18 protein-coding genes, 1 tRNA gene and 1 other RNA gene are annotated in these 21437 nt (G+C 41.7%); 16 read left to right on the forward strand and 4 right to left on the reverse strand.

Going from position 1 to position 21437, the window contains the following annotated elements:
- Positions 1–279: 279 nt before the first annotated feature.
- Both PSYCG_RS01805 and PSYCG_RS01810 read right to left on the reverse strand, forming a co-directional pair.
- Positions 280–2727 (reverse strand): YgiQ family radical SAM protein, encoded by a 2448-nt coding sequence (locus PSYCG_RS01805; RefSeq protein ID WP_020442707.1) that lies wholly within the window; start codon positions 2725–2727, stop codon positions 280–282.
- A gap of 183 nt (positions 2728–2910) precedes the next feature.
- Positions 2911–3378 (reverse strand): Lrp/AsnC family transcriptional regulator, encoded by a 468-nt coding sequence (locus PSYCG_RS01810; RefSeq protein ID WP_011512726.1) that lies wholly within the window; start codon positions 3376–3378, stop codon positions 2911–2913.
- A 254-nt stretch (positions 3379–3632) separates the two neighbouring features.
- On the opposite strand from PSYCG_RS01810, the gene rarD reads away from it, so the two are divergent.
- Complete coding sequence (gene rarD, locus PSYCG_RS01815; RefSeq protein ID WP_020442708.1) at positions 3633–4643, forward strand: EamA family transporter RarD; 1011 nt, start codon at positions 3633–3635, stop codon at positions 4641–4643.
- A 104-nt stretch (positions 4644–4747) separates the two neighbouring features.
- On the opposite strand, the gene smpB is transcribed toward rarD, so the two are convergent.
- The gene (gene smpB / locus PSYCG_RS01820; RefSeq protein ID WP_011512728.1) at positions 4748–5224 is read right to left on the reverse strand and encodes an SsrA-binding protein SmpB; all 477 of its coding nucleotides are present in this window, start codon (positions 5222–5224) and stop codon (positions 4748–4750) included.
- A gap of 254 nt (positions 5225–5478) precedes the next feature.
- Here smpB and coaD point away from each other — a divergent pair, with 254 nt between their 5' ends.
- From coaD to PSYCG_RS01880, 13 genes are all read left to right on the forward strand, one after another.
- Positions 5479–5991, forward strand: a complete 513-nt coding sequence (coaD, locus tag PSYCG_RS01825; protein WP_020442709.1) for a pantetheine-phosphate adenylyltransferase — start codon at positions 5479–5481, stop codon at positions 5989–5991.
- Positions 5992–6062: 71 nt separating this feature from the next.
- Entirely contained in the window at positions 6063–6311 is a 249-nt protein-coding gene (locus tag PSYCG_RS01830; protein WP_011512730.1) for a YfhL family 4Fe-4S dicluster ferredoxin, read from the forward strand.
- A 3-nt stretch (positions 6312–6314) separates the two neighbouring features.
- Positions 6315–7610, forward strand: coding sequence for an adenosylmethionine--8-amino-7-oxononanoate transaminase (gene bioA, locus PSYCG_RS01835; RefSeq protein WP_020442710.1), 1296 nt, complete (start codon positions 6315–6317; stop codon positions 7608–7610).
- A gap of 2 nt (positions 7611–7612) precedes the next feature.
- On the forward strand, positions 7613–8332 hold the full coding sequence (bioD, locus tag PSYCG_RS01840; protein ID WP_020442711.1) for a dethiobiotin synthase: 720 nt from the start codon (positions 7613–7615) through the stop codon (positions 8330–8332).
- Between the two features lie 66 nt (positions 8333–8398).
- Positions 8399–8762: RNase P RNA component class A (rnpB, locus tag PSYCG_RS13155), an RNA gene on the forward strand.
- A 175-nt stretch (positions 8763–8937) separates the two neighbouring features.
- A tRNA-Met gene (locus tag PSYCG_RS01845) sits at positions 8938–9014 on the forward strand.
- A 408-nt stretch (positions 9015–9422) separates the two neighbouring features.
- Positions 9423–11219: a translation elongation factor 4 gene (gene lepA, locus PSYCG_RS01850; protein WP_011512733.1), complete on the forward strand. Its 1797-nt coding sequence runs from the start codon at positions 9423–9425 to the stop codon at positions 11217–11219.
- Positions 11220–11298: 79 nt separating this feature from the next.
- Positions 11299–12201 carry a signal peptidase I gene (lepB, locus tag PSYCG_RS01855; protein ID WP_020442712.1) on the forward strand — a complete coding sequence of 301 codons (903 nt, stop codon included), beginning with the start codon at positions 11299–11301 and terminating at the stop codon, positions 12199–12201.
- Between the two features lie 159 nt (positions 12202–12360).
- On the forward strand, positions 12361–12756 hold the full coding sequence (locus tag PSYCG_RS01860) for a DUF4845 domain-containing protein (protein ID WP_020442713.1): 396 nt from the start codon (positions 12361–12363) through the stop codon (positions 12754–12756).
- Between the two features lie 153 nt (positions 12757–12909).
- Entirely contained in the window at positions 12910–13707 is a 798-nt protein-coding gene (rnc, locus tag PSYCG_RS01865; RefSeq protein ID WP_020442714.1) for a ribonuclease III, read from the forward strand.
- A gap of 304 nt (positions 13708–14011) precedes the next feature.
- Entirely contained in the window at positions 14012–15028 is a 1017-nt protein-coding gene (era, locus tag PSYCG_RS01870) for a GTPase Era (protein ID WP_041772402.1), read from the forward strand.
- A 56-nt stretch (positions 15029–15084) separates the two neighbouring features.
- A complete protein-coding gene (gene recO / locus PSYCG_RS01875; RefSeq protein WP_020442716.1) occupies positions 15085–15849 on the forward strand; it encodes a DNA repair protein RecO in 765 nt (254 codons plus the stop codon).
- Positions 15850–15940: 91 nt separating this feature from the next.
- Positions 15941–16738 (forward strand): pyridoxine 5'-phosphate synthase, encoded by a 798-nt coding sequence (locus PSYCG_RS01880; RefSeq protein WP_020442717.1) that lies wholly within the window; start codon positions 15941–15943, stop codon positions 16736–16738.
- Between the two features lie 37 nt (positions 16739–16775).
- Here PSYCG_RS01880 and PSYCG_RS01885 read toward each other — a convergent pair whose 3' ends face one another.
- Positions 16776–17363 carry a prepilin-type N-terminal cleavage/methylation domain-containing protein gene (locus PSYCG_RS01885; protein WP_041772200.1) on the reverse strand — a complete coding sequence of 196 codons (588 nt, stop codon included), beginning with the start codon at positions 17361–17363 and terminating at the stop codon, positions 16776–16778.
- 569 nt (positions 17364–17932) lie between these two features.
- On the opposite strand from PSYCG_RS01885, the gene PSYCG_RS01890 reads away from it, so the two are divergent.
- Both PSYCG_RS01890 and typA read left to right on the forward strand, forming a co-directional pair.
- The gene (locus PSYCG_RS01890; RefSeq protein ID WP_020442719.1) at positions 17933–19111 is read left to right on the forward strand and encodes an OmpA family protein; all 1179 of its coding nucleotides are present in this window, start codon (positions 17933–17935) and stop codon (positions 19109–19111) included.
- Between the two features lie 353 nt (positions 19112–19464).
- A complete protein-coding gene (gene typA, locus PSYCG_RS01895) occupies positions 19465–21312 on the forward strand; it encodes a translational GTPase TypA (RefSeq protein WP_011512742.1) in 1848 nt (615 codons plus the stop codon).
- Positions 21313–21437: the final 125 nt, after the last annotated feature.

The following is a 21437-nucleotide window of genomic DNA, read 5'->3' on the forward strand; positions in this document are numbered from 1 at the left end:
TAAGCATATAGCGCATATAGTATCCAAAACTTACTTTATAGAATGTTAGAAATTGTTTGTTACGTGTTCACTTGGTTACTTAAACACTGATTACTGTAACGATTGATTTAAGGATATTTTATCAGTTTCTGATTTCATTATTTTCAGGAAGCAGCATAATCAACAAGATCAAATAAAAAAGCGCCTATCAACGTGTGGCTGATAGGCGCTTATCTAATTAGGTGTTAGCCAATAGATACTGTTGATCCACTGTATGACAGCAGATTAATAATGATTTGATTACTTGGTTTTACGCGGTGGTAGACCCGTATGCTGAGTTTGGAAGTTGCCTTTACTCACTGGCTTCTTGCCGCCAGTATTTTTGCCCGCAGTACCTTTATTTGACCAGCTGTCAGCTGTTTTATTGCTACGTTTCACCGAGTCATTACCCAGACGGCTGTTTTTCTTACGCGCTGATTGATAGCTGTCTTGCGCCGCATCACGACCTTCTAAGCTGGCATTAAATGGCGGGATTAAGCAGCCGCGATTTTTACCAATCAAATCACCGCGCCCCATATCTTGCAGGGCTTTACGCAGCATTACCCAGTTTTTTGGATCATGATAGCGTAAGAAAGCTTTGTGCAATTTGCGCTGCTTACCTGATTTGACGATATCCATATCACCTTCGTCACGGCTGATTTTATGCAGTGGGTCTTTATGCGTGTGATACATGGTGGTCGCGGTCGCCATTGGGCTTGGGTAAAACGCTTGTACTTGGTCAGCGCGGTAGCCATTGCCTTTTAACCATAGCGCAAGATTCATCATATCTTCATCTTTGGTACCCGGATGGGCGGCGATAAAGTAAGGAATCAAATACTGCTCTTTGCCCGCTTCTTGGCTGTACTGCTCAAACATGGCTTTAAATTTGTCATAATTACCCATGCCCGGTTTCATCATTTTTGATAAAACGTTTTCTTCTGAATGTTCAGGGGCAATCTTGAGATAACCACCGACATGATGGCTGACCAATTCTTTGACATATTCAGGATCTTTAATCGCCAAATCATAGCGTAGACCAGAGGCAATAAGGATTTTCTTCACGCCTTTAATATCGCGAGCTTTACGATACAACTGTGTCAAATTGCTGTGATCGGTAATCAGATTTTCACAAATATCAGGATAAACGCAAGACGGTTTACGGCAATTTTTCTCAATAGTTTCATCTTTACAGTTTAGACGATACATATTGGCCGTTGGACCACCAAGATCAGAGATAACACCGGTAAAGTTCGGTGCAGTATCACGAATCGCTTCGACTTCACGTAGGATAGATTCTTCTGAGCGATTTTGGATAATGCGTCCTTCGTGCTCAGTAATAGAGCAAAAAGTACAACCACCAAAACAGCCGCGCATGATATTGACCGAAAACTTAATCATGTCATAAGCAGGGATACGCGCATCGCCATAACTTGGATGCGGCAGGCGAGCGTATGGCAAGTCAAACACGTAATCCATCTCTTCCGTCGATAAAGGAATCGGTGGCGGATTGAGCCACACATCGATAGAGGTATGTGAGTTACCGGCGCCACTGCTATGACGCTGTACCAATGCGCGTGCATTACCCGGATTAGTCTCAAGATGCAAGATACGGCTAGCATGAGCATAAAGCACAGGGTCAGATTTGACATGCTCATAATCAGGCAGACGAATGACGGTTTTCTCACGCGGTGGCATTTTAATTTTATGCTTACGTGCTGTCATCGGTTTAGTAAAGCCACGCATTTGTACGACTTGCGTCTCTTCATCGACTTGGTCAGTATTCAAGATTTTATTGGTCACTGGCTCAGATACAAATCCTGGATATTGCCCTGACATTCCTGATAATGACTGTCCAACAGGAGAGGCGCTAGGCTTATCTTGTTCGATTGAGCATTGGTCAAGATCTTCGGTCATCACATACGGGTTGATAATCGGATCAACACGACCAACGGTATCGACATCATTACTAGCAACTTCGGTCATGCCTGCTTGCCAATGACGGCGCGTCGGCGTGAGCAAGTACGCTGTACCGCGCAAATTGCTCATTTGCTCAAAGCTATAGCCTTTTGATAGACCATGTACCACATCGACGATGGCGCGCTCAGCATTGCCATATAATAAGACATCAGCACGGGCATCAAGCAAAATACTACGGCGGACTTTGTCTGACCAATAATCATAATGCGCAATACGGCGTAGGCTGCCTTCGATACCGCCTAAGATAATCGGCACATCAGGATAGGCTTCACGGCAACGCTGACTATAGACGATAGCCGCGCGGTCAGGACGTTTGTCCGCGACGTTACCCGGCGAATAAGCGTCATCACTACGGATCTTACGATCAGCCGTATAACGGTTAATCATGCTGTCCATGTTGCCCGCCGTCACGCCATAAGCGTAGACAGGTTTGCCAAGTTCCATAAAGGCATCTTTACTTTTCCAATCTGGCTGAGCAATGATACCGACGCGGAAACCTTGTGATTCTAGTAAGCGCCCAATAATCGCCATACCAAAGCTTGGGTGATCGACATAAGCATCGCCCGAGATAATGATGACGTCACAGGCATCCCAGCCAAGCTCATCCATCTCTTTGCGGCTCATTGGCAAATAAGGCGCAGGCTCGTAGCAGCTTGCCCAATGTTTGTCGTAGTCGTAAAGGGGTTTGGTGCCTTGTTTAAAGGCGGTGCGGGCGATGGTATCGGCAGACATGGGATAACCTTAATCAGAAAAAATGCATATATATAATAGCCATTATAGAGAACGGTAGTTGATGGCTAATTTAAAGGCGCTCATTTTAACATGAATAACGTTCATGATGTAATAAACGTATTAGCGATAAGTTATTGATAGCGCAGAGTAATCTATGGATAGCTATTAGGCAAAAAGCAGATATCAATCTAAATAAATCTTCGTACCACTCTTGGTAAAATTCATCACAAACTGACTCTTAAAATTACGTACATTATTTTCGTAAGTGAGCAAATTGCGAGTGAACTGATGATAATCCTTCATATTTTTAGCACTCACCATAAGCATAAAGTCAGCATCGCCAGATACTTCATAACAGCTCATCACTTGCGACTGGGCATTCATCAAACGCTCAAATCGATGCTGCATAGAGTTATTGGAGCGCTCCATCTCTACCATCACCACCGCCGTCAAGCTATAACCGACCTTATGAGGGTCTACTATAGCGACTTGTTTAGTAATCACCCCATTGTCTATCAGCGCTTGCACACGACGTTGAGCCGTAGCGATAGACACATTGACGTGTTCTGCAAGAGTTTTTAAAGGCAATGTCGCATCATCTTGCATCAAATTCAAAATGGACTTATCGGTCTTATCTAGTGGCTGATTCATAGGGTTTCGCTTTAAGGTGAAGACATTAACAGAGGATGATTACAATTTACTTACTATAGAAGTATTATCACTATAAATTATAAAGTAATAAATTATTATTAATATGGGCGAATATAAGATAAATATATTTATATTAGGGTGAATATAGAGATTTTTTCGCAATCACTGGCTATAAACTAAGCTTTATATATTAGAAAACGATAATAATCTCTATCAAATAGTGTTCTCACTGCTCATGCAAATAAAGGTGCTTTATGTCTACTTCAACCCTAACCAATACTGTAGCGTCGACTTTGTCACGTTTCCCGATGCCAGCAATATGGACCAAAGGCAGCGTACAGCAGCGCACTTTAATGACGGGTGTAGCGCTAGCAGTCTTATCCAACGTATTGTTTGGCGTACTGTATGCTTATAGCAGTTTTTTAGCACCATTATCAGGGACACAAGTTTTTATCTGGCGGATGCTAGCGATGTGGGCCGCACTGATAGTCTATTTGCTTATTAGCGGGCGATTAGGTTTGCATATGGATAAACTCAAAGCATTAGGCTCTGTTAAACAATGGGCGTGGTTGCTATTGCCTACACCGATATTCTTAAGTCAGTTTTGGCTATTTATGTGGGCACCCGTCAATGGGCAGGGCGTACAAACCGCGATGGGATATTTCCTATTTCCATTGATGATGGTGGTGTTTGGATGCGTATTGTTCGGTGAAAAGTTAAGCCGTTTGCAATGGTTGGCGGTTGCTTTTGCCGCAGTTGGAGTCGGCAGTGAGATTGTACGTACGCAAAGCGTCTCGTGGGCAACACTATGGGTCTGCGGTACTTATCCTGTTTATTATATTTTGCGCCGTTTGCAAGGTATTGGCGCAGTTACTGGGTTATTGGTTGATTTAACCATATTCGCACCATTTGCTTTGACGTACTTATTTTTTATTGCCCCAAGTAGTTTAAGCTTAGTCAGCGGCTCTGGGTTCTTTATTGCGATGCTGGTAGGACTCGGTGTTATGAGCGTGCTGGCCATGAAAACCAACGTCGATGCCAGTCAAATGCTACCAATGAACGTTTATGGCATGATGAGTTATTTGGAGCCAGCATTACTATTTATCTTAGCAATAACCGTTTTGGGCAATCCTTTTGCATCGGCGATGATCTACAGTTATGGTTTGATTTGGCTCGGTATTGTCTGTCTGATTATGCACGGTATACGTCAATTACGCCGCGCCCATCAACAATCGCAAACGACAGAAATTGCACCAGTTATTTGAAAATTAATAAATAAGAGTAATCGAATAAATAAAAACGGACGATTCAACATTATGCTGAATCGTCCGTTTTTTTAAGATTAACACCAATCTTTTGAAAGAGGGCTTTAATCTAAATCCTTCTTAAAACCACGCTGCTTATCACGTTCCCAGTCACGGTCTTTAAGCGTTTTACGTTTGTCGTGCTGTTTTTTACCCAGTGCCAAGCCAATTTGACATTTTACCAGCGAGTTTTTCCAATAGCAGGATAATGGCACGCAGGCATAGCCTTTTTGGTTGACTGCACCCATTAGCTTTTCGATTTCGCGGCGATTAAGCAGCAGCTTACGGGTACGGATACTATCAGGGCTGACATGCGTCGAGCTAGATAGCAGCGGCTGAATATGCGCGCCAAATAGGAATGCCTCATTATTACGAAAAATAATATAAGCTTCCGTAATGGTCATTTTGCCCGCGCGAATGGCTTTAACTTCCCAACCTTGTAACGACAGACCTGCCTCAAATGTCTCTTCAATAAAGTACTCATGACGAGCCTTTTTATTGGCACAAATTTGATTTTCCGGTTTTTTTGATTTTTTTGACATAATGTCTCCATAAGGACTGCTTAAATATATCTTGTCCCTATATTTCTAGTCTTACTAATTCCTCATCCTAACCCTGAAGTGCGGGTTATTTTTTATAAATGCTAAACAGATGAGTCGAACTGGCTATTGTAACAAAGCTTCCGCTGCAAATGTAGCCGCGCTGTTAGGACAAATGTAGCAGATAAGTATTAAGTTTGGATAAAATTTGCTAGCATATAGCTTATTATTTTATTACCAACCACATTGGTCCTGCTATGAGCTCTTCTGCTACTTCTTCAAAATTGCATACCAAGATTTTATACCCTGGCACCTTTGACCCCATTACCAATGGTCATGTGGACTTAGTGACGCGCGCGACCAAATTATTTGACGAGGTGGTGATTGCAGTGGCATCTGGTCACCATAAAAAGCCGTTATTTAACTTTGAAGAGCGTGTGGCTTTGGTCGAGACCGTATTTGTTGATTTGCCGCAGGTATCCGTCATAGGCTTTGAGGGCTTGCTAGTCGATTTTATGCGCGAAAAGAATGCCACTGCTGTCTTGCGTGGTTTGCGTGCGATGTCAGATTTTGAATATGAGTTTCAACTCGCCAATATGAACCGCGAGCTTGATGAAAATTTTGAAGCGGTATTTTTGACGCCTTCACAGAATTACTCATTCATCTCGTCGACCATGATTCGCGAAATTGCTAAGCTCGGCGGTGACGTGACAAAATTTGTACCGCCTTGTGTCTCTGAAGCTTTTATTCAAAAGCTCGGTAATAAATAGGTCGCGTATCTGTGTTAGATTGCGTATTTCTTAATAAATAGAAATGCCTGATAGAAAAAAAGGAGCAGTCTATGGCGTTGTTAATTACGGATGAATGCATCAACTGCGATGTGTGTGAGCCTGCCTGCCCAAACGAAGCCATCTCAGAGGGCGATGATATCTATGTCATCGATCCTGACTTGTGTACCGAATGCGTCGGTCATTTCGATGAGCCGCAATGCGTGGTTATTTGCCCTGTCGATTGTATTCCTCATGATCCCAATCATATCGAAACCGAAAGTGATTTGATGTCTAAATACAAACGCATTACTGGTCAATAAAATATGACAACTGTATCAACCAACGATTTTGACCAGCAGCATCTTTGGCACCCGTATGCCAGCCTACCACCGACTTATCCCAATATCGTGATTGACCGTGCCGAAAGTATTTATATCGTTACTGAAGATGGTACGCGCCTGATTGATGGTATGTCGTCATGGTGGGCAAGCGTGCACGGTTATAATCATCCCAAATTGAATGCGGCGATGATTGAACAATTGGGAAAAATGGCGCACGTCATGTTTGGTGGTTTAACCCATCAGCCAGCGATAGACTTGGGCAAAAAACTGCTGTCGATTGTGCCTGCCGGACTGGATGCGATATTTTATGCCGATAGCGGCAGTATCGCGGTAGAAGTTGCGTTTAAGATGGCATTGCAATATCAAATTGCTGCCAAACGTCCGCAAAAATGCCAATTTGCCTCGACCCATTCAGGTTATTACGGCGATACATGGCATGCGATGAGTGTCTGCGACCCTATTAATGGTATGCACAGTCTCTATGGTAAGCAATTACCGATGCAGCATTTTGTCGCAGCGCCACCAATGGGATTTGAGCGTGATTTAACTCAAAATGAGAGTGATGAATTAACTGAGTTTTTTGTCAAAAATAGCGATAAGCTTGCTGGATTTATCATCGAGCCGATTGTTCAAGGCGCAGGCGGCATGCGCTTTTATAGTCCTCAGTATTTGCAGCTCTTACGCCAATTGTGTGATGAACATAACGTAGTATTAATTGCCGATGAAATTGCCACCGGTTTCGGGCGTAGTGGCAAATTATTTGCCTGCGAGCATGCTGCTATTAGCCCTGATATTATGACAATTGGTAAGGCACTGACCGGCGGTTATATGACTTTTGCCGCGACCCTGTCTACACGAGAAATAGCCGACACCATTAGCCAAAGTGATTACCCGTCACTGATGCATGGTCCGACCTTTATGGGCAACCCGCTGGCATGTGCCGTTGCTTGTGCCTCAATTGATTTAATCCTGTCTTATGATATCGAAGCACGCACGGCAAATATCCAAACAATAATGGAGCAACAACTTGCACCAGCTGCGAGTTTAGAAGGTGTTAAGGAAGTGCGTTGTTTAGGCGCAGTTGCCGTCATTGAGCTAAATGATGCGGTTAATATGCCAGTCTTTCAATCCTTACTTATTGAACACGGCATCTGGGTCAGACCCTTTGGGAAATTGGTTTATATTATGCCGCCCTATGTGATTACCGATGATGAACTTACCACTCTTTGCCAAGCGTTATTAAAAGTGGTCAGTAGTTATTTAACGCGAAAGGATTAATGATGAGCGTGCTCTTTGTTTCAGGAATTGATACCGATATTGGCAAAACTTATGCAACCGGTATGATTGCTAAAGCCTTAATGGAGCAAGGCGTTAATGTCATTACCCAAAAACTGGTGCAAACGGGCGTCGCAAGAGATTTAATTAGCGGAAAAATGGGAATTGCTGACGATATTATTACTCATCGTCAGCTGATGGGCATTCCGCTACAGCCGTGTGATATTGATAGTACCACTTGCCCATATCGTTATGAGAAACCTGCGTCACCGCATTTATCCGCCGAACTTGCCAGTGAAATTCTTAATACTGATGTGATTACAAGCGCTACAAAAATTCTGCAATCAAATTATGAGGTGGTGCTTTTAGAAGGTGCAGGGGGCTTATTAGTACCCATCACTGAACAATTATTAACCTTAGATTATATTGCTAAACAAGGCTATCCGGTCATTTTGGTCACATCAGGTCGGCTTGGTAGTATCAACCATACCTTGCTTAGCTTAGAGACGATCAAATCGCGTGGTCTAGACGTTCATAGCGTAATTTATAATCATATTCACGACAATGCTGCTCAGACGGATGAACAGATAGCAACTAGTACGATAAAATTTTTGCAAAACTATTTAGCTGAGCATCATCCAACGGCGCATTGGGTGGCCTTACCTGTACAAGAAGATAATGGGTTTAGTCATACAGATTTTATACTCCCTCAAAACTTTGTATAAATCACCGCTAAAAATAAGTCAAAATTTGCTGCCCTAAATCGTCACAAGTTTGCTATACTAGCGCGCTTGGTAGGCTAGGCAATCGCCGCTGCACACTGGTAACAGACATGCAGGGGAGGAAAGTCCGGGCTACATAGGGCAGCGTGCCAGCTAACGGCTGGGCAGGGTAACTTGACGACCAGTGCAGCAGAGAGTAGACCGCCTTTAGTGTCTGACACTATCGGTAAGGGTGAAAGGGTGCGGTAAGAGCGCACCGCGTGGCTGGCAACAGTTCACGGCATGGTAAACTCCACGCGTAGCAAGACCAAATAGGCATCGGCATGGCGCGGCCCGCGTTCGATGCGGGTAGGTTGCTTGAGCGTATTAGCGATGATACGCCTAGAGGAATGATTGTCCACGACAGAACCCGGCTTATCGGTTTACCAACCTTTTTAGCAATGTTTTAAACATGTTTCTTTATTAGCTAATTTTTAAAGAAGCACAGCAGTACCGGTTTGGTGTTTCAAAATTGCGCTTATTTTGAATTTAATTCAATTTTTTCGCAAAAAATGCCTTTTAAGGGTTGACGTAAGTCACTCATATCGGCATAATACCGAGCCTAAAATGGCGATGTAGCTCAGCTGGTTAGAGCGCATGACTCATAATCGTGAGGTCAAGAGTTCAAGTCTCTTCATCGCCACCATTTTTAGCAATACCTGCAACATTAAAAATGCCAATCATTATTTGATTGGTTTTTTTTTGCCTATTTTATGGCTGAAAATAAATAGCTACTCACAGAATCTATATCAGATCTAACGAAGTAAATATTCTTGATTTAAAGCTTGCTTGTTTACCTTCATTTATAAAACCAAGGCTTGCTGACAAAATCCACTTACTTTATAGTGGAAAACTGCTAGAATACCCTCACGTGCCTGCGTGTAGTTATAACTAATAATCAGCGCTGTAGGCACTTCACTTGCTACAATACGGTTTGCTTAATGTAGTGATATTGGTGTATTGACCAATATCAGCTATGAATAAGTATTCTATTGTTGCCATCTGACAGCATTTATATTCGTTATTCAATCCTCCATTATTTAGTAGGCGCTTTGTGACTGCATTAGCCAATATTCGTAACTTTTCTATTATTGCCCACATTGATCATGGTAAGTCGACCCTTGCCGATCGTTTTATTCAAATGTGTGGCGCGCTGCAAGATCGCGAGATGCAGGCGCAAGTCCTCGATTCGATGGATATTGAGCGTGAGCGTGGTATCACGATCAAAGCGCAGTCGGTGACGCTGTATTATGATCATCCAAATGGTGAGCGCTATCAGCTAAACTTTATTGATACCCCGGGTCACGTCGATTTTTCTTATGAAGTCTCTCGTTCCTTAGCGGCTTGTGAAGGCGCGCTATTGGTTGTTGATGCCGCGCAAGGTGTTGAAGCACAGTCGGTTGCTAACTGTTATACCGCGGTCGATCAAGGCTTAGAGGTCATGGCAGTTTTAAATAAAATTGACTTGCCACAAGTTGAGCCTGAGCGGGTGATTCAAGAGATTGAAGACATCATTGGTATTGATGCCGTTGATGCGCCACGCGTGTCGGCAAAATCTGGTCTCGGCGTTGATAAACTGCTTGAGGCGTTGGTTGAATTTATTCCTGCACCAACAGGTGATCGTGACGCACCGCTGCAAGCGTTGATCATTGACTCATGGTTTGATAATTATTTAGGCGTTGTATCATTAGTCCGTGTCCGCCAAGGTACGATAAAAAAAGGTGATAAACTTTATATCAAATCTACCAAAGATGCGCATTTAGTCGGATCAATTGGTGTCTTTACCCCGAAGCCGTTAGATACGGGTATCTTAGAAGCGGGTGAAGTGGGCTTTATTATTGCGGGTATTAAAGACATTGCAGGCGCGCCAGTTGGTGATACGATTACGCATGCCAGTACGCCTGATGTCGATCGTATTCCTGGATTTAAACAGATTACGCCGCAAGTGTATGCTGGTATGTTCCCTGTAGAATCTACCGACTTTGAAAAGTTCCGTGAAGCACTACAAAAACTGCAAATTAACGATGCGTCATTGTTCTTTGAGCCGGATACCTCAGACGCGCTAGGTTTTGGTTTCCGTTGTGGTTTCCTCGGTATGCTGCATATGGAGATTATCCAAGAGCGCCTAGAGCGCGAGTATGACTTGGATCTGATTACTACTGCGCCTTCAGTTATTTACGAGATTGTGAAAAAAGATGGCAGCATTATCTATGTTGATAACCCATCAAGACTGCCTGAACCGAATAATATCGAAGAGTTCCGTGAGCCGATTGCTCGTTGTCAGATTTTAGTACCACAGGATTATCTCGGTAACGTGATGACGCTTTGTATTGAGCGTCGCGGAGTTCAAGTCGATATGCGCTTTATGGGTCGTCAAGTGCAGCTCATTTTTGATATTCCGATGGGTGAAGTGGTCATGGACTTCTTTGACCGTCTAAAATCAGTGTCACGTGGTTTTGCCTCACTTGATTATAATTTTGAGCGTTATCAGGTCGATAAATTGGTTAAAGTTGACGTTCTGATTAACGGCGACAAAGTCGATGCGCTTGCTATGATTGTCCATGAAACTCAGTCGCGCTACCGTGGTAACGCACTGGTGACCAAAATGAAAGAGCTGATTCCGCGTCAAATGTTTGATGTCGCTATTCAAGCGGCAATTGGCAGCCAAATTATCGGGCGTAGTACTGTGAAAGCCATGCGTAAAGATGTCTTGGCTAAGTGTTATGGCGGTGACGTCTCGCGTAAGAAAAAGCTACTGTCTAAGCAAAAAGCCGGTAAAAAACGCATGAAGCAAGTGGGTAACGTCGAGATTCCACAAGAAGCCTTCTTAGCCGTATTGCAGGTAGATTAGATTATTAATAAATGAATCATCATTGCTGTTTTTACAGATGTCATCATTGGATAAGTAGCTCGCTAATAGGCAATTAAGTATGGATTTTGATTTCAATTTGATTTTAGTGCCATTAACCATAGGTTTGGGTATTATTTGGCTATTAGATAAGCTGACACTTAAACAGCGTAAAACACGGGGTCGCGGTAAAGAGAGCTTGCTGGTACGCTGGGCATATGATTTTTTCCCTGTATTAGCGGTGGTGCTTATTGTGCGCTCATTCTTAATTGAGCCGTTTAATATTCCGTCGTCCTCGATGGTGCCAACGCTATATACGGGTGACTTTATTGCCGTCAATAAGTATGCTTATGGTGTTCGTTTGCCCCTGACTTATAATAAAGTAATCGATACTGGCACGCCTGAACATGGCGATGTTGCCGTTTTTCGTTATCCAGAGAACCCAAGTATTTATTATATTAAGCGCGTCATTGGTCTGCCGGGTGATACGGTTAGTTATAATCAAGGCACAATTGCGATTAATGATGTGCCTGTTGCTACTCAAGCCATTGATTTTGACGCCAATGCAGAGCTGACGTCACAGTTATATTCGTCAGGGGAAGTTGCTCCGGGTCAAATGCTGACGGAAGAGAATGCTGCTGTGATGGGTCAGCAAGAAGAAGGCGACGCAAAATATTTTAAAGAAACTCAAGGTAAGCATGAGTATGTTGTTCGTTATTTGAATGGTATGAACAGCTCGCAATATGCGCCATTTTTACAGCAACAGTCGCCAGAAGTGGTGAGCTCAGAAGGCAATGAATGGCGTATTAATGTGCCTGAAGGTCAGTATTTTGTCATGGGCGATAATCGTGATCGCAGTGCAGATGGACGCTTTTGGGGCTTTGTTCCTGATGATAATTTAGCAGGAAAAGCAGTATATATTTGGATGCATAAGCCGCCAGGTCTACAGCTACCTACTTTTAAACGTAATGGTTCTATCGATTAATGACATCAATGTTCTTTAGATATATTTACCGACAAACGTTTTGTGCTAACATTATGGCTATTCAATGCAATGATATTTAGCTTATAAACATGTACTAAGAAATAGTGTTTTCTAAGCTAGATACATTACAAATATAGCTATTTTTCGTTGAGAGGTATTATGGTGCAACAGTTATCTGGCTTATCTACACAGCGCGGTGCTAGTGTCACGAGTATCGTTTTTATTATCATCGCTTTGGGTGTTGCTGTTAAATTGATTGTTGCCATTGTGCCAGCACAAATTGGCGATTATCAACTGACTAAAACCTTGAGTGCGCAGCTTCAAGAGTCTAATAACAAGAAAGAGACCGCCAAGCAATTCGTCGAGCGTGTTGATAAGCAGTTGTCTATCAATGCTGATTACGATACCAAAGCAGAGGATGTGTTTACCTTTCAAGATAAAAAAACAGGTCAGTTGGCTATCTATAAAAAATATGAAAAAACCAATACGCTCTTTGGAAATATTGATATTGTGAATCGCTTTGAAGGCGATATCGATCCTACAATAGCAGAGTAATTCGATTTTCTAAAATACGAGCAGCAACGATATAACAAGCCAGTACTCTAGAAAACAGTTCTTTATGAGCTGGTTTTTTGTATTTAATATTTTTAAACGTTACTATTTAATGACCTTAAATAGTACAACAAAAGGGATAATCATAAGCCACGCATGAAACCAACTTCGCAGTATCCTCAGGCGGTTCCTAATCCACCAAAAAATAGCCTGTCTGATGACACGCTTGTTATTAGCTCAGAATTTATTCAACGCTTAGCAGTATTAACGCGCAAGTTGGGTTATGTGTTTAATGATTTAAGTCTACCTAAGCTGGCACTCACGCATCGCTCGTTTGATAGTAAAAAGAACTATGAACGCTTAGAGTTTTTGGGTGATGCATTACTAGGTATGATAGTCGGTGAAGCGCTATATCATCGTTATCCAACCCAAAACGAAGGTCGTCTGACCCGTATGCGAGCGACGCTCGTGAGGCAAGAATCCTTGGTTATTATCGCTCAAAATCTAGAGCTGTCTAATCAGCTAATATTGGGTGTGGGTGAGCGTAAAGGTGGCGGACGCAATCGTGCTTCTATATTGGCGGACGCCGTCGAATCCTTGATTGGTGCTATTTATCTAGACAGTCAAGATATGAATATCACACGAGAATGTGTATTGTCTTGGTATGGTGATTTGATTGATAATGTCAATGATCAAAAAGCCCTAAAAGATGCCAAGAGCCGTTTACAAGAATGGCTGCAGTCGAAGCAATTTGACTTACCACATTATGAGTTGATGGAAACACGCGGTAATGCCCCGCATCAAATATTTGTGGTACGCTGTCAGGTAAACATTCTTAACTGTCCTGATATTACCGAATCTGGTGAAAGCCGCCGTATTGCTGAGCAAAAAGCGGCTGAATTGATGATTAACCAACTTCATAAGCTGCCTAGTGTGCCCAAAAAACGCAGCTAATGGCTTTTGTAATATTACCCTGATTTTATATTGATGACTTGATAGTAATGCCTTCAACACTATCATTTCTATATTTCAAAAATACTCATTCTTTAACGAATTGGTATTGCAACATCAAATATTCATAACTTGATAACAGTGCTGCTATTTATGTCACATGCGCATAAAGCAGTTTAACTGATGACAAACCCCACAGGATTACCCTATGAGCAATCATACTGACTTGCCATTAAACAATGAAGATAATGCCACAAACATGACCGAAAATACTGACCTAAATATAAGTACAAACAATGCAGTAGACATGAGTGAAGTAGAAATCAACGAAACGGAAAACAATGCAGTAGATAACGATTCAGCAATCGAAGATTTCTTTTCACCAAATAATGGCGCGCTTGCTGCTGAAGGTTTCAAAACCGGCTATGTCGCCATTGTTGGTCGTCCAAATGTCGGCAAATCAACGCTGATGAACCATTTATTGGGTCAAAAGCTGTCCATCACCTCACGTAAACCACAAACGACGCGTCATCGTATCCACGGTATCTTGTCTAATGATGAGATGCAGGCAGTATTTGTTGATACCCCCGGCATTCATCGCAACGAAGTACGTGCTATCAATGAACGCATGAATAAAGCGGCCGTCTCTGCATTGGTAGATGTAGACTTGGTATTGTTTGTCGTTGATTCTGATCAATGGCGTGACGATGATTTACTGGTTCTACAAAAGCTTGGCGATACCAATTTAAATGTGGTTTTAGTGATTAATAAAGCGGATACCTTAAAAGATAAAGGCAGCGTTTTACCGTTAATGGAAACCTTTAACGACAGTTTTGATTTTGCCGATATCGTCCCCGTTTCTGCATTAAAGAATCAAAACTTAGATCGTCTGCAAGAAGTGATCGCATCACATTTGCCAGTCGCTGCGCCAATTTATGATACAGAACAAATCACCGATCGCACAGAGCGTTTTTTAGCCAGTGAAATTATTCGTGAAAAAATCATGCGCAGTGCCGGTGATGAAGTACCTTACGATTTAACCGTACAAATTGACGGCTTTAAAGATGAAGCGGCTCATACTGACCCAAAAACTGGTCGTCCACGTAAAGCCTGTACCTTTATCGATGCCACTATTTATGTCGAGCGTAGCGGGCAAAAAGCGATTGTGATTGGTGACAAAGGGCAACGTATCAAACAAGTCGGTATGGATGCTCGTAAAGATATGGAGCAGCTGTTTGATAAAAAAATCATGTTAACGCTATGGGTAAAAGTTAAGCGCGGTTGGTCGGATGACGAAAGAGCCTTGACCAGTTTAGGCTATTAAAAATATTAATAGCGACTCTCTTTTATATTGAGTGAACTATAGCTGAGGTAATAATCATGCGTAACGAAGCGTTAATCGGTTATTTATTACATCAGCGCCCTTATCAAGAAAAGCGCGCCTTATATTATTTATTTTCTCAGCAGCATGGGGTGATACATGGTATTGGTAAAAAAGGCGCGCCACTATTTATGCCTTTACAACTCTTTGCTACTGGCAAACGTGATCTCAAAACATTCAGTCAAATCAATATAGCCTCTTTTAGTTCAGTCCATACACAAGCTGTCCAAGATGACGATGTAGCAAATGTAGATGTACGACATCAAGAAAGCATTACAGGTCAGCATCAATATGCAGCCCTGTATTTGAACGAGATATTGTGGCGATTGTTGCCTACTGAAGATCCTATGCCCATATTATGGCAACATTATCAAAACAGCCTAGATGCGCTCAAAAAACCTCTAACCGCTGAAGAGCTACGTCTGTGCTTACGCCAGTTTGAAAGCTATCTATTTGATGAGTTGGGATTTTCACTGACGTTACATCAAGACAGCCTTGAAAACCCTATTGAGCCTGAACAGGTTTACCGATTCTTACCCGATATGGGCTTAGTGCCGACTTTGCATACAGAAGATGGCGAAAGTATGGTTGGTCATGCGGTTTTTAAAGGGAATGATATTTTGATAATGGTAGAGCAAGGGTTGTCCGTTAGTACGCTGAACGCATGGTCGCGTTTACATCGGCAGTTGATTGATCATATGCTTGATTATCAACCGCTGCAAAGTCGTCTACTTTGGCAGCAGCAACAGCGTTATCAACTATAAAGCATACTTAACAATAGAATATGCTCACAACTACTTATCATCAATAAGCTATTTTTAGTAAATGATCTAACTATTAATAAAAGGATTTTTTATGACGGATACAGCGCAGATTTTGCCGACTACTACATTAGAGCAAAATCCACAAAATACTTCAAAAAAACCACTCTTAGGTGTCAACGTTGACCATGTGGCAACCTTACGTCAAGCACGCGGTGTGGGATATCCAAGCCCACTAGCTGCAGCACTTTTATGTGAGAAAGCAGGTGCTGATGGTATCACCATTCATTTGCGTGAAGATCGCCGTCATATTCAAGATGCCGATGTATATGAGATGGCAGGGCAGCTGACCACAAGAATGAATCTAGAGATGGCAGCAACGACTGAGATGCTAGACATAGCCTGTCAAGTCAAACCATATTGGGTATGCCTAGTGCCGGAAAAACGTGCTGAACTGACTACAGAAGGGGGGCTTGATGTGGCAGGGCAGCTAGCTTCATTGATAGATTGTGTCAGTAAGTTACAAGCAGCAGGTATCAAAGTCTCTTTGTTTATTGATCCAGAAGATAAGCAGATCGAGGCAGCAATTAATTGTAGCGCTGACGCAATCGAATTACACACAGGTTCTTACGCTGAGGCAGGTCTGGCAGGTAACACAGATAGGGTAAATATAGAGCTTGAACGTATTAAAAATGCAGTGGTTACCGCTAAACGATTTGATAGTAAGCTGTTGGTCAATGCTGGTCACGGTTTAACACGTGATAATGTTCATGCGATTGCCCAAATTGACGGTATATATGAGCTAAATATTGGTCATGCTTTGATAGCGGATGCGCTATTTATGGGGATAGAGCAGGCGGTTATTATGATGAAAACAGCGATGCACCGATAGCTACGACAGTTTATTCTTAGCTTATATTGATATATCATTATGTACCACATCCGGTCGGATGGTTTTCGTTAGGTTTGTAGGTAATACCGCCTGTCTGATTAAAAGAGATTTGGTACATGATGTGATTATAGGTTGAGGTTGGACAGTATTTAATATGTCCGAAATGCCCACGAGGACTGCCGCTATCGCCCCAAAATTTAGTGTAGTGACGGTTATTACCGACCCGTAAATATAAAGTACTGTATTTTGGGTTCAGCGCTTGGTCTTCTAACAAACCATCAATACCAACATCAAAATTGTTATTATTATTTTTATCCGAGAATAATAATAACTTTTTAAAGCTGTCTCTATGGCAAAGACCACCCCCATTAGATAAGCAAACCAGTAAATCTTGTCTTCTAATATGACTCTCAGCTTTTGCCAAAGTTAAGGTAGTGTCTATTTGGCTTGCAATACGTCTGGCTTCCATAGTTGCCAACTGAGTCAAAATATAAGGTGTGGCAATCATTAATATAATAGCTAAGATAGCAATGGTTACGATTAATTCTACTAAATTAAACCCATGCTCATTATGCCGTCTAAAACCCTTCGAGCATATTGAAAGTATTCTATAGGATATAGCCATAATGGACTGCTACCTGTATGAAAGGGATAGCTAAGATGGTTTTAAATGTTCATTGTGTTTTTAAGTCTATTGTTCATGTCACCATTTGTTTTATCAAGTTGCATTACTAATATAATGAATAGCAAAAAAAGCCATTAATCAAAATAAGTAGAATATTGTTTGTTTATATAATCGTAAATATAAACCAAATATATGTCTACTGTCAAAGAATGTTTCAATTCGTGAATAGAGGCTTTTAATAATAGAGAAAATTAACTACTTGTATTAAAATGAGTTGCAACAATAGGTAGGAATCGTTTCATCATCTATTGCGACCTAACATACAAAAGATAAAGAGTGTAAAGTGTGTTAGCTCTCAGTAAGTTAAGCGGGCTAATGTGTTTTAGTTATGACATTATCGTGTAATAATGTGTAGCTGGTTTACGAAAAAAGTTGTAAACTGAATTGATAATCGCTAAGCTACGTCTTAATTGGTTTTGCTTTGTAATTTTAAGTTCGTAAATGATGTTTGTTTTTGAGCAATAGTTTTGCTTAATGCACTACTAAAATTATCCTTTGGAGGAAGTTTCATGAAATTAAATAAAATTGCTTTGGCTTTGTTTGCCATCACAGCAGCCCCACTAGCAGCTAACGCTGGCGTAACTATCAGCCCATTATTACTTGGTTATCATTATAGCGAAGGTGCTGATGAAGAGCAGCTTTCAACTATGGGTACAGCTACTGGTGATAGTTTCTATAAAGAGAATGGTTTATACACTGGTGCTGCACTAGGTATCGAATTGACTCCTTCTACTCAGTTCCAAGTAGAGTATGGTGTATCAAATACTGATGCTGTAAATCGTGCTGGTACTGTAACTAATGATGCTGAACAAGAAATGATTTCTGGTAACTTCTTGATCGGTACTGAGCAATTTACTGGTTATACTGATAGTGCATTAAAGCCATATGTATTAGTTGGTGCTGGTCGTTCTAAGATTGAAGTTGAAGATGCTGCTGGTAACTTCGTTACTGGTTCTAAAGATACTATTGGTAACCTAGGTCTAGGTGCTATGTATCGTATCAACGACGCTTTAAGCCTACGCGGTGAAGCTCGTGCGATTCATAACTTTGACGAAAACTGGTGGGAAGGCATGGCTTTGGCCGGTCTAGAAGTAGTACTTGGTGGTCATTTAGCACCTGCAGTAGCTGTTCCACCGATGCAAGAGCCTAACGTTCAGACTCCACCAATCGTTGTTGTTGAATCTGATCTTGATTCAGACGGCGATGGCGTACCTGATAGCATCGATGCATGCCCAGGCACTCCAATGAATGTTGTTGTAGATGAGCGCGGTTGCCCAGTACCAGTAGATATTACTGATGAATTGAAAATGGAACTACGTGTATTCTTTGATAACGATAAATCAGCTATCAAAACTCAGTACAAACCTGAAATCGCTAAAGTAGCAGAGAAGATGCGCGAGTATCCTAACTCTACCGCTCGTGTTGAAGGTCATGCCTCTAAAACTGGTCCATCAGCACGTTATAACCAACGTCTGTCTGAAGCCCGTGCTGTTGCTGTGAAATCTATGTTGACTAACGAATTTGGTATTGCTCCAAACCGTCTATCAACTGTTGGTTATGGTTATGATCAACCAATCGCTGACAACAACACTGAAGAAGGTCGTGCTATGAACCGTCGTGTTTATGCCATCATCACTGGTGACAAAACAATGACTGTTGAACAAACTAAAGATATGGTTGTTCAATAAGTAATAGCTACTAATTATGTAATAAGCTAATTAGTTACAAAAAAAGTCATCCAATGGGTGGCTTTTTTTTATTTATGTATCGAGAAAAGTAAGTTATTACATAAATTTATGATTTAATAATGCTATACTAGCCACCCAAACACTTTGTAAACTGACAAAGTGTAATTAGCATAGCTATCTGTACGATGGATTCATCACCATAAGTCTATGTTTTACTTCTATTAATTATCTAGCTGTACCTATTGTATGGTTGTTTAATCATAGCGTAATACTACTTATCTGGTTAATGGCAAAAGTTTATCCAGCGGTGCTTACTGCTACTGCATTTTTTTAAGACGAAACGAGCATTTTATATGGCGAACGATATCAAACACCTGCGTAACATTGCAATTATTGCCCACGTTGATCACGGTAAAACAACTTTGGTTGATAAGCTATTACATCAGTCTGGTACTTTTGGCGACCGTGCAAATATTGCTGAGCGTGCAATGGATTCAGGTGATATTGAGCAAGAACGTGGTATTACTATTTTGGCGAAAAATACAGCCATTCGTTGGACAGATAACACTGATGGTACTGAATATCGTATTAATATTGTGGATACCCCTGGTCACGCCGATTTCGGTGGTGAAGTTGAACGTGTAATGTCTATGGTTGACTGCGTACTTCTAGTGGTTGATGCTGTTGATGGTCCAATGCCACAAACTCGTTTCGTAACGCAAAAAGCGTTCGAGCAAGGTCTAAAGCCTATTGTTGTTATCAACAAAATTGACCGTCCTGGTTCGCGCCCTGATTGGGTAATGGATCAAATTTTTGATTTATTCGATAACTTAGGTGCGACCGATGAGCAATTAGATTTCCCAGTAGTATATGCCTCAGCATTGAATGGTATTGCAGGTTTAGAAGCTGATGATTTAGCTGATGACATGACGCCACTGTTCAAAACTATCGTTGATGTTGTACAGGCTCCACAGGTTGATGCAGATGCACCATTCCGCATGCAAATCTCAAGTCTTGACTACAATAGTTTCGTTGGTGTTATCGGTATTGGTCGTATTCAGCGTGGTAAAGTAAAAACCAATACACAAGTAACTGTCATTGATAAAAATGGCAATACCCGTAATGGCCGTATTTTGAAAATTATGGGCTATCATGGTCTTGACCGTATTGATGTTGAAGATGCACAAGCTGGTGACATCGTTTGTATTACTGGTATTGATTCGCTTAATATCTCAGATACGATTTGTGATCCTAGTGCTGTCGAAGCATTACCAGCATTAACGGTTGATGAACCTACTGTTTCTATGAACTTCCAAGTAAATAACTCACCTTTTGCTGGTCGTGATGGTAAGTTTGTGACCTCACGTAATATTCGTGAGCGTCTTGAGCGTGAATTGATTCATAACGTAGCATTACGTGTAGAAGATACAGAATCTCCTGATAAATTTAAAGTATCAGGTCGTGGTGAGCTGCATTTATCTGTATTGATCGAAAACATGCGCCGTGAAGGTTTCGAGATGGGCGTTTCAGGTCCAGAAGTTATCGTCAAAGAAGTTGATGGTAAGCTACAAGAGCCGTATGAAAACGTTGTCTTCGATATCGAAGATGCGCATCAAGGTCCTATCATGGAGCAGGTTGGCTTGCGTAAAGGCGAGATGACCAATATGGAGCTTGATGGTAAAGGTCGTATGCGTATCGAAGCGACAATGCCTGCCCGTGGTTTGATTGGTTTCCGCTCTGAGTTCTTAACCCTGACTTCAGGTACAGGTATCATGACTTCAAGCTTTTCACATTATGGTCCACAGAAAGTTGGTGAGGTTGGTGCTCGCTCAAACGGTGTCTTGGTTTCTATGGCGAAGGGTGTTTGCTTGGGTTTTGCTCTATTTAACCTACAAAAACGCGGTAAATTATTTGCTGAGCCACAGCTTGAAGTTTACGAAGGTATGATTATTGGTCTTAACTCACGTAATGATGACATGGCAGTGAACCCGACGACCGGTAAGCAGTTAACCAACGTTCGTGCTAGTGGTACTGATGAAGCATTGACACTGACTCCAGCAGTTAAGTTTACGCTTGAGCAAGCACTTGAATTCATCCAAGATGATGAATTGGTAGAAGTAACGCCAAAAGCGATACGTATTCGTAAACGCTACTTGACTGAAAGTGAGCGTAAACGTTATGGTCGTAAGAAAGGTGCGTAATATTGAACAATAAATAGTGGTTATCCATTATTTGGTTCCGCATTAAAGATATCTAGTGAGCAGCATAGAATAGTTGGTATACCACTATTCTATGCTGCTTTTTTTTGTGTTGCATTTTACATAGA

The sequence above is a fragment of the Psychrobacter sp. G genome, from assembly GCF_000418305.1.
In the GTDB taxonomy this organism is placed as follows: domain Bacteria; phylum Pseudomonadota; class Gammaproteobacteria; order Pseudomonadales; family Moraxellaceae; genus Psychrobacter; species Psychrobacter cryohalolentis.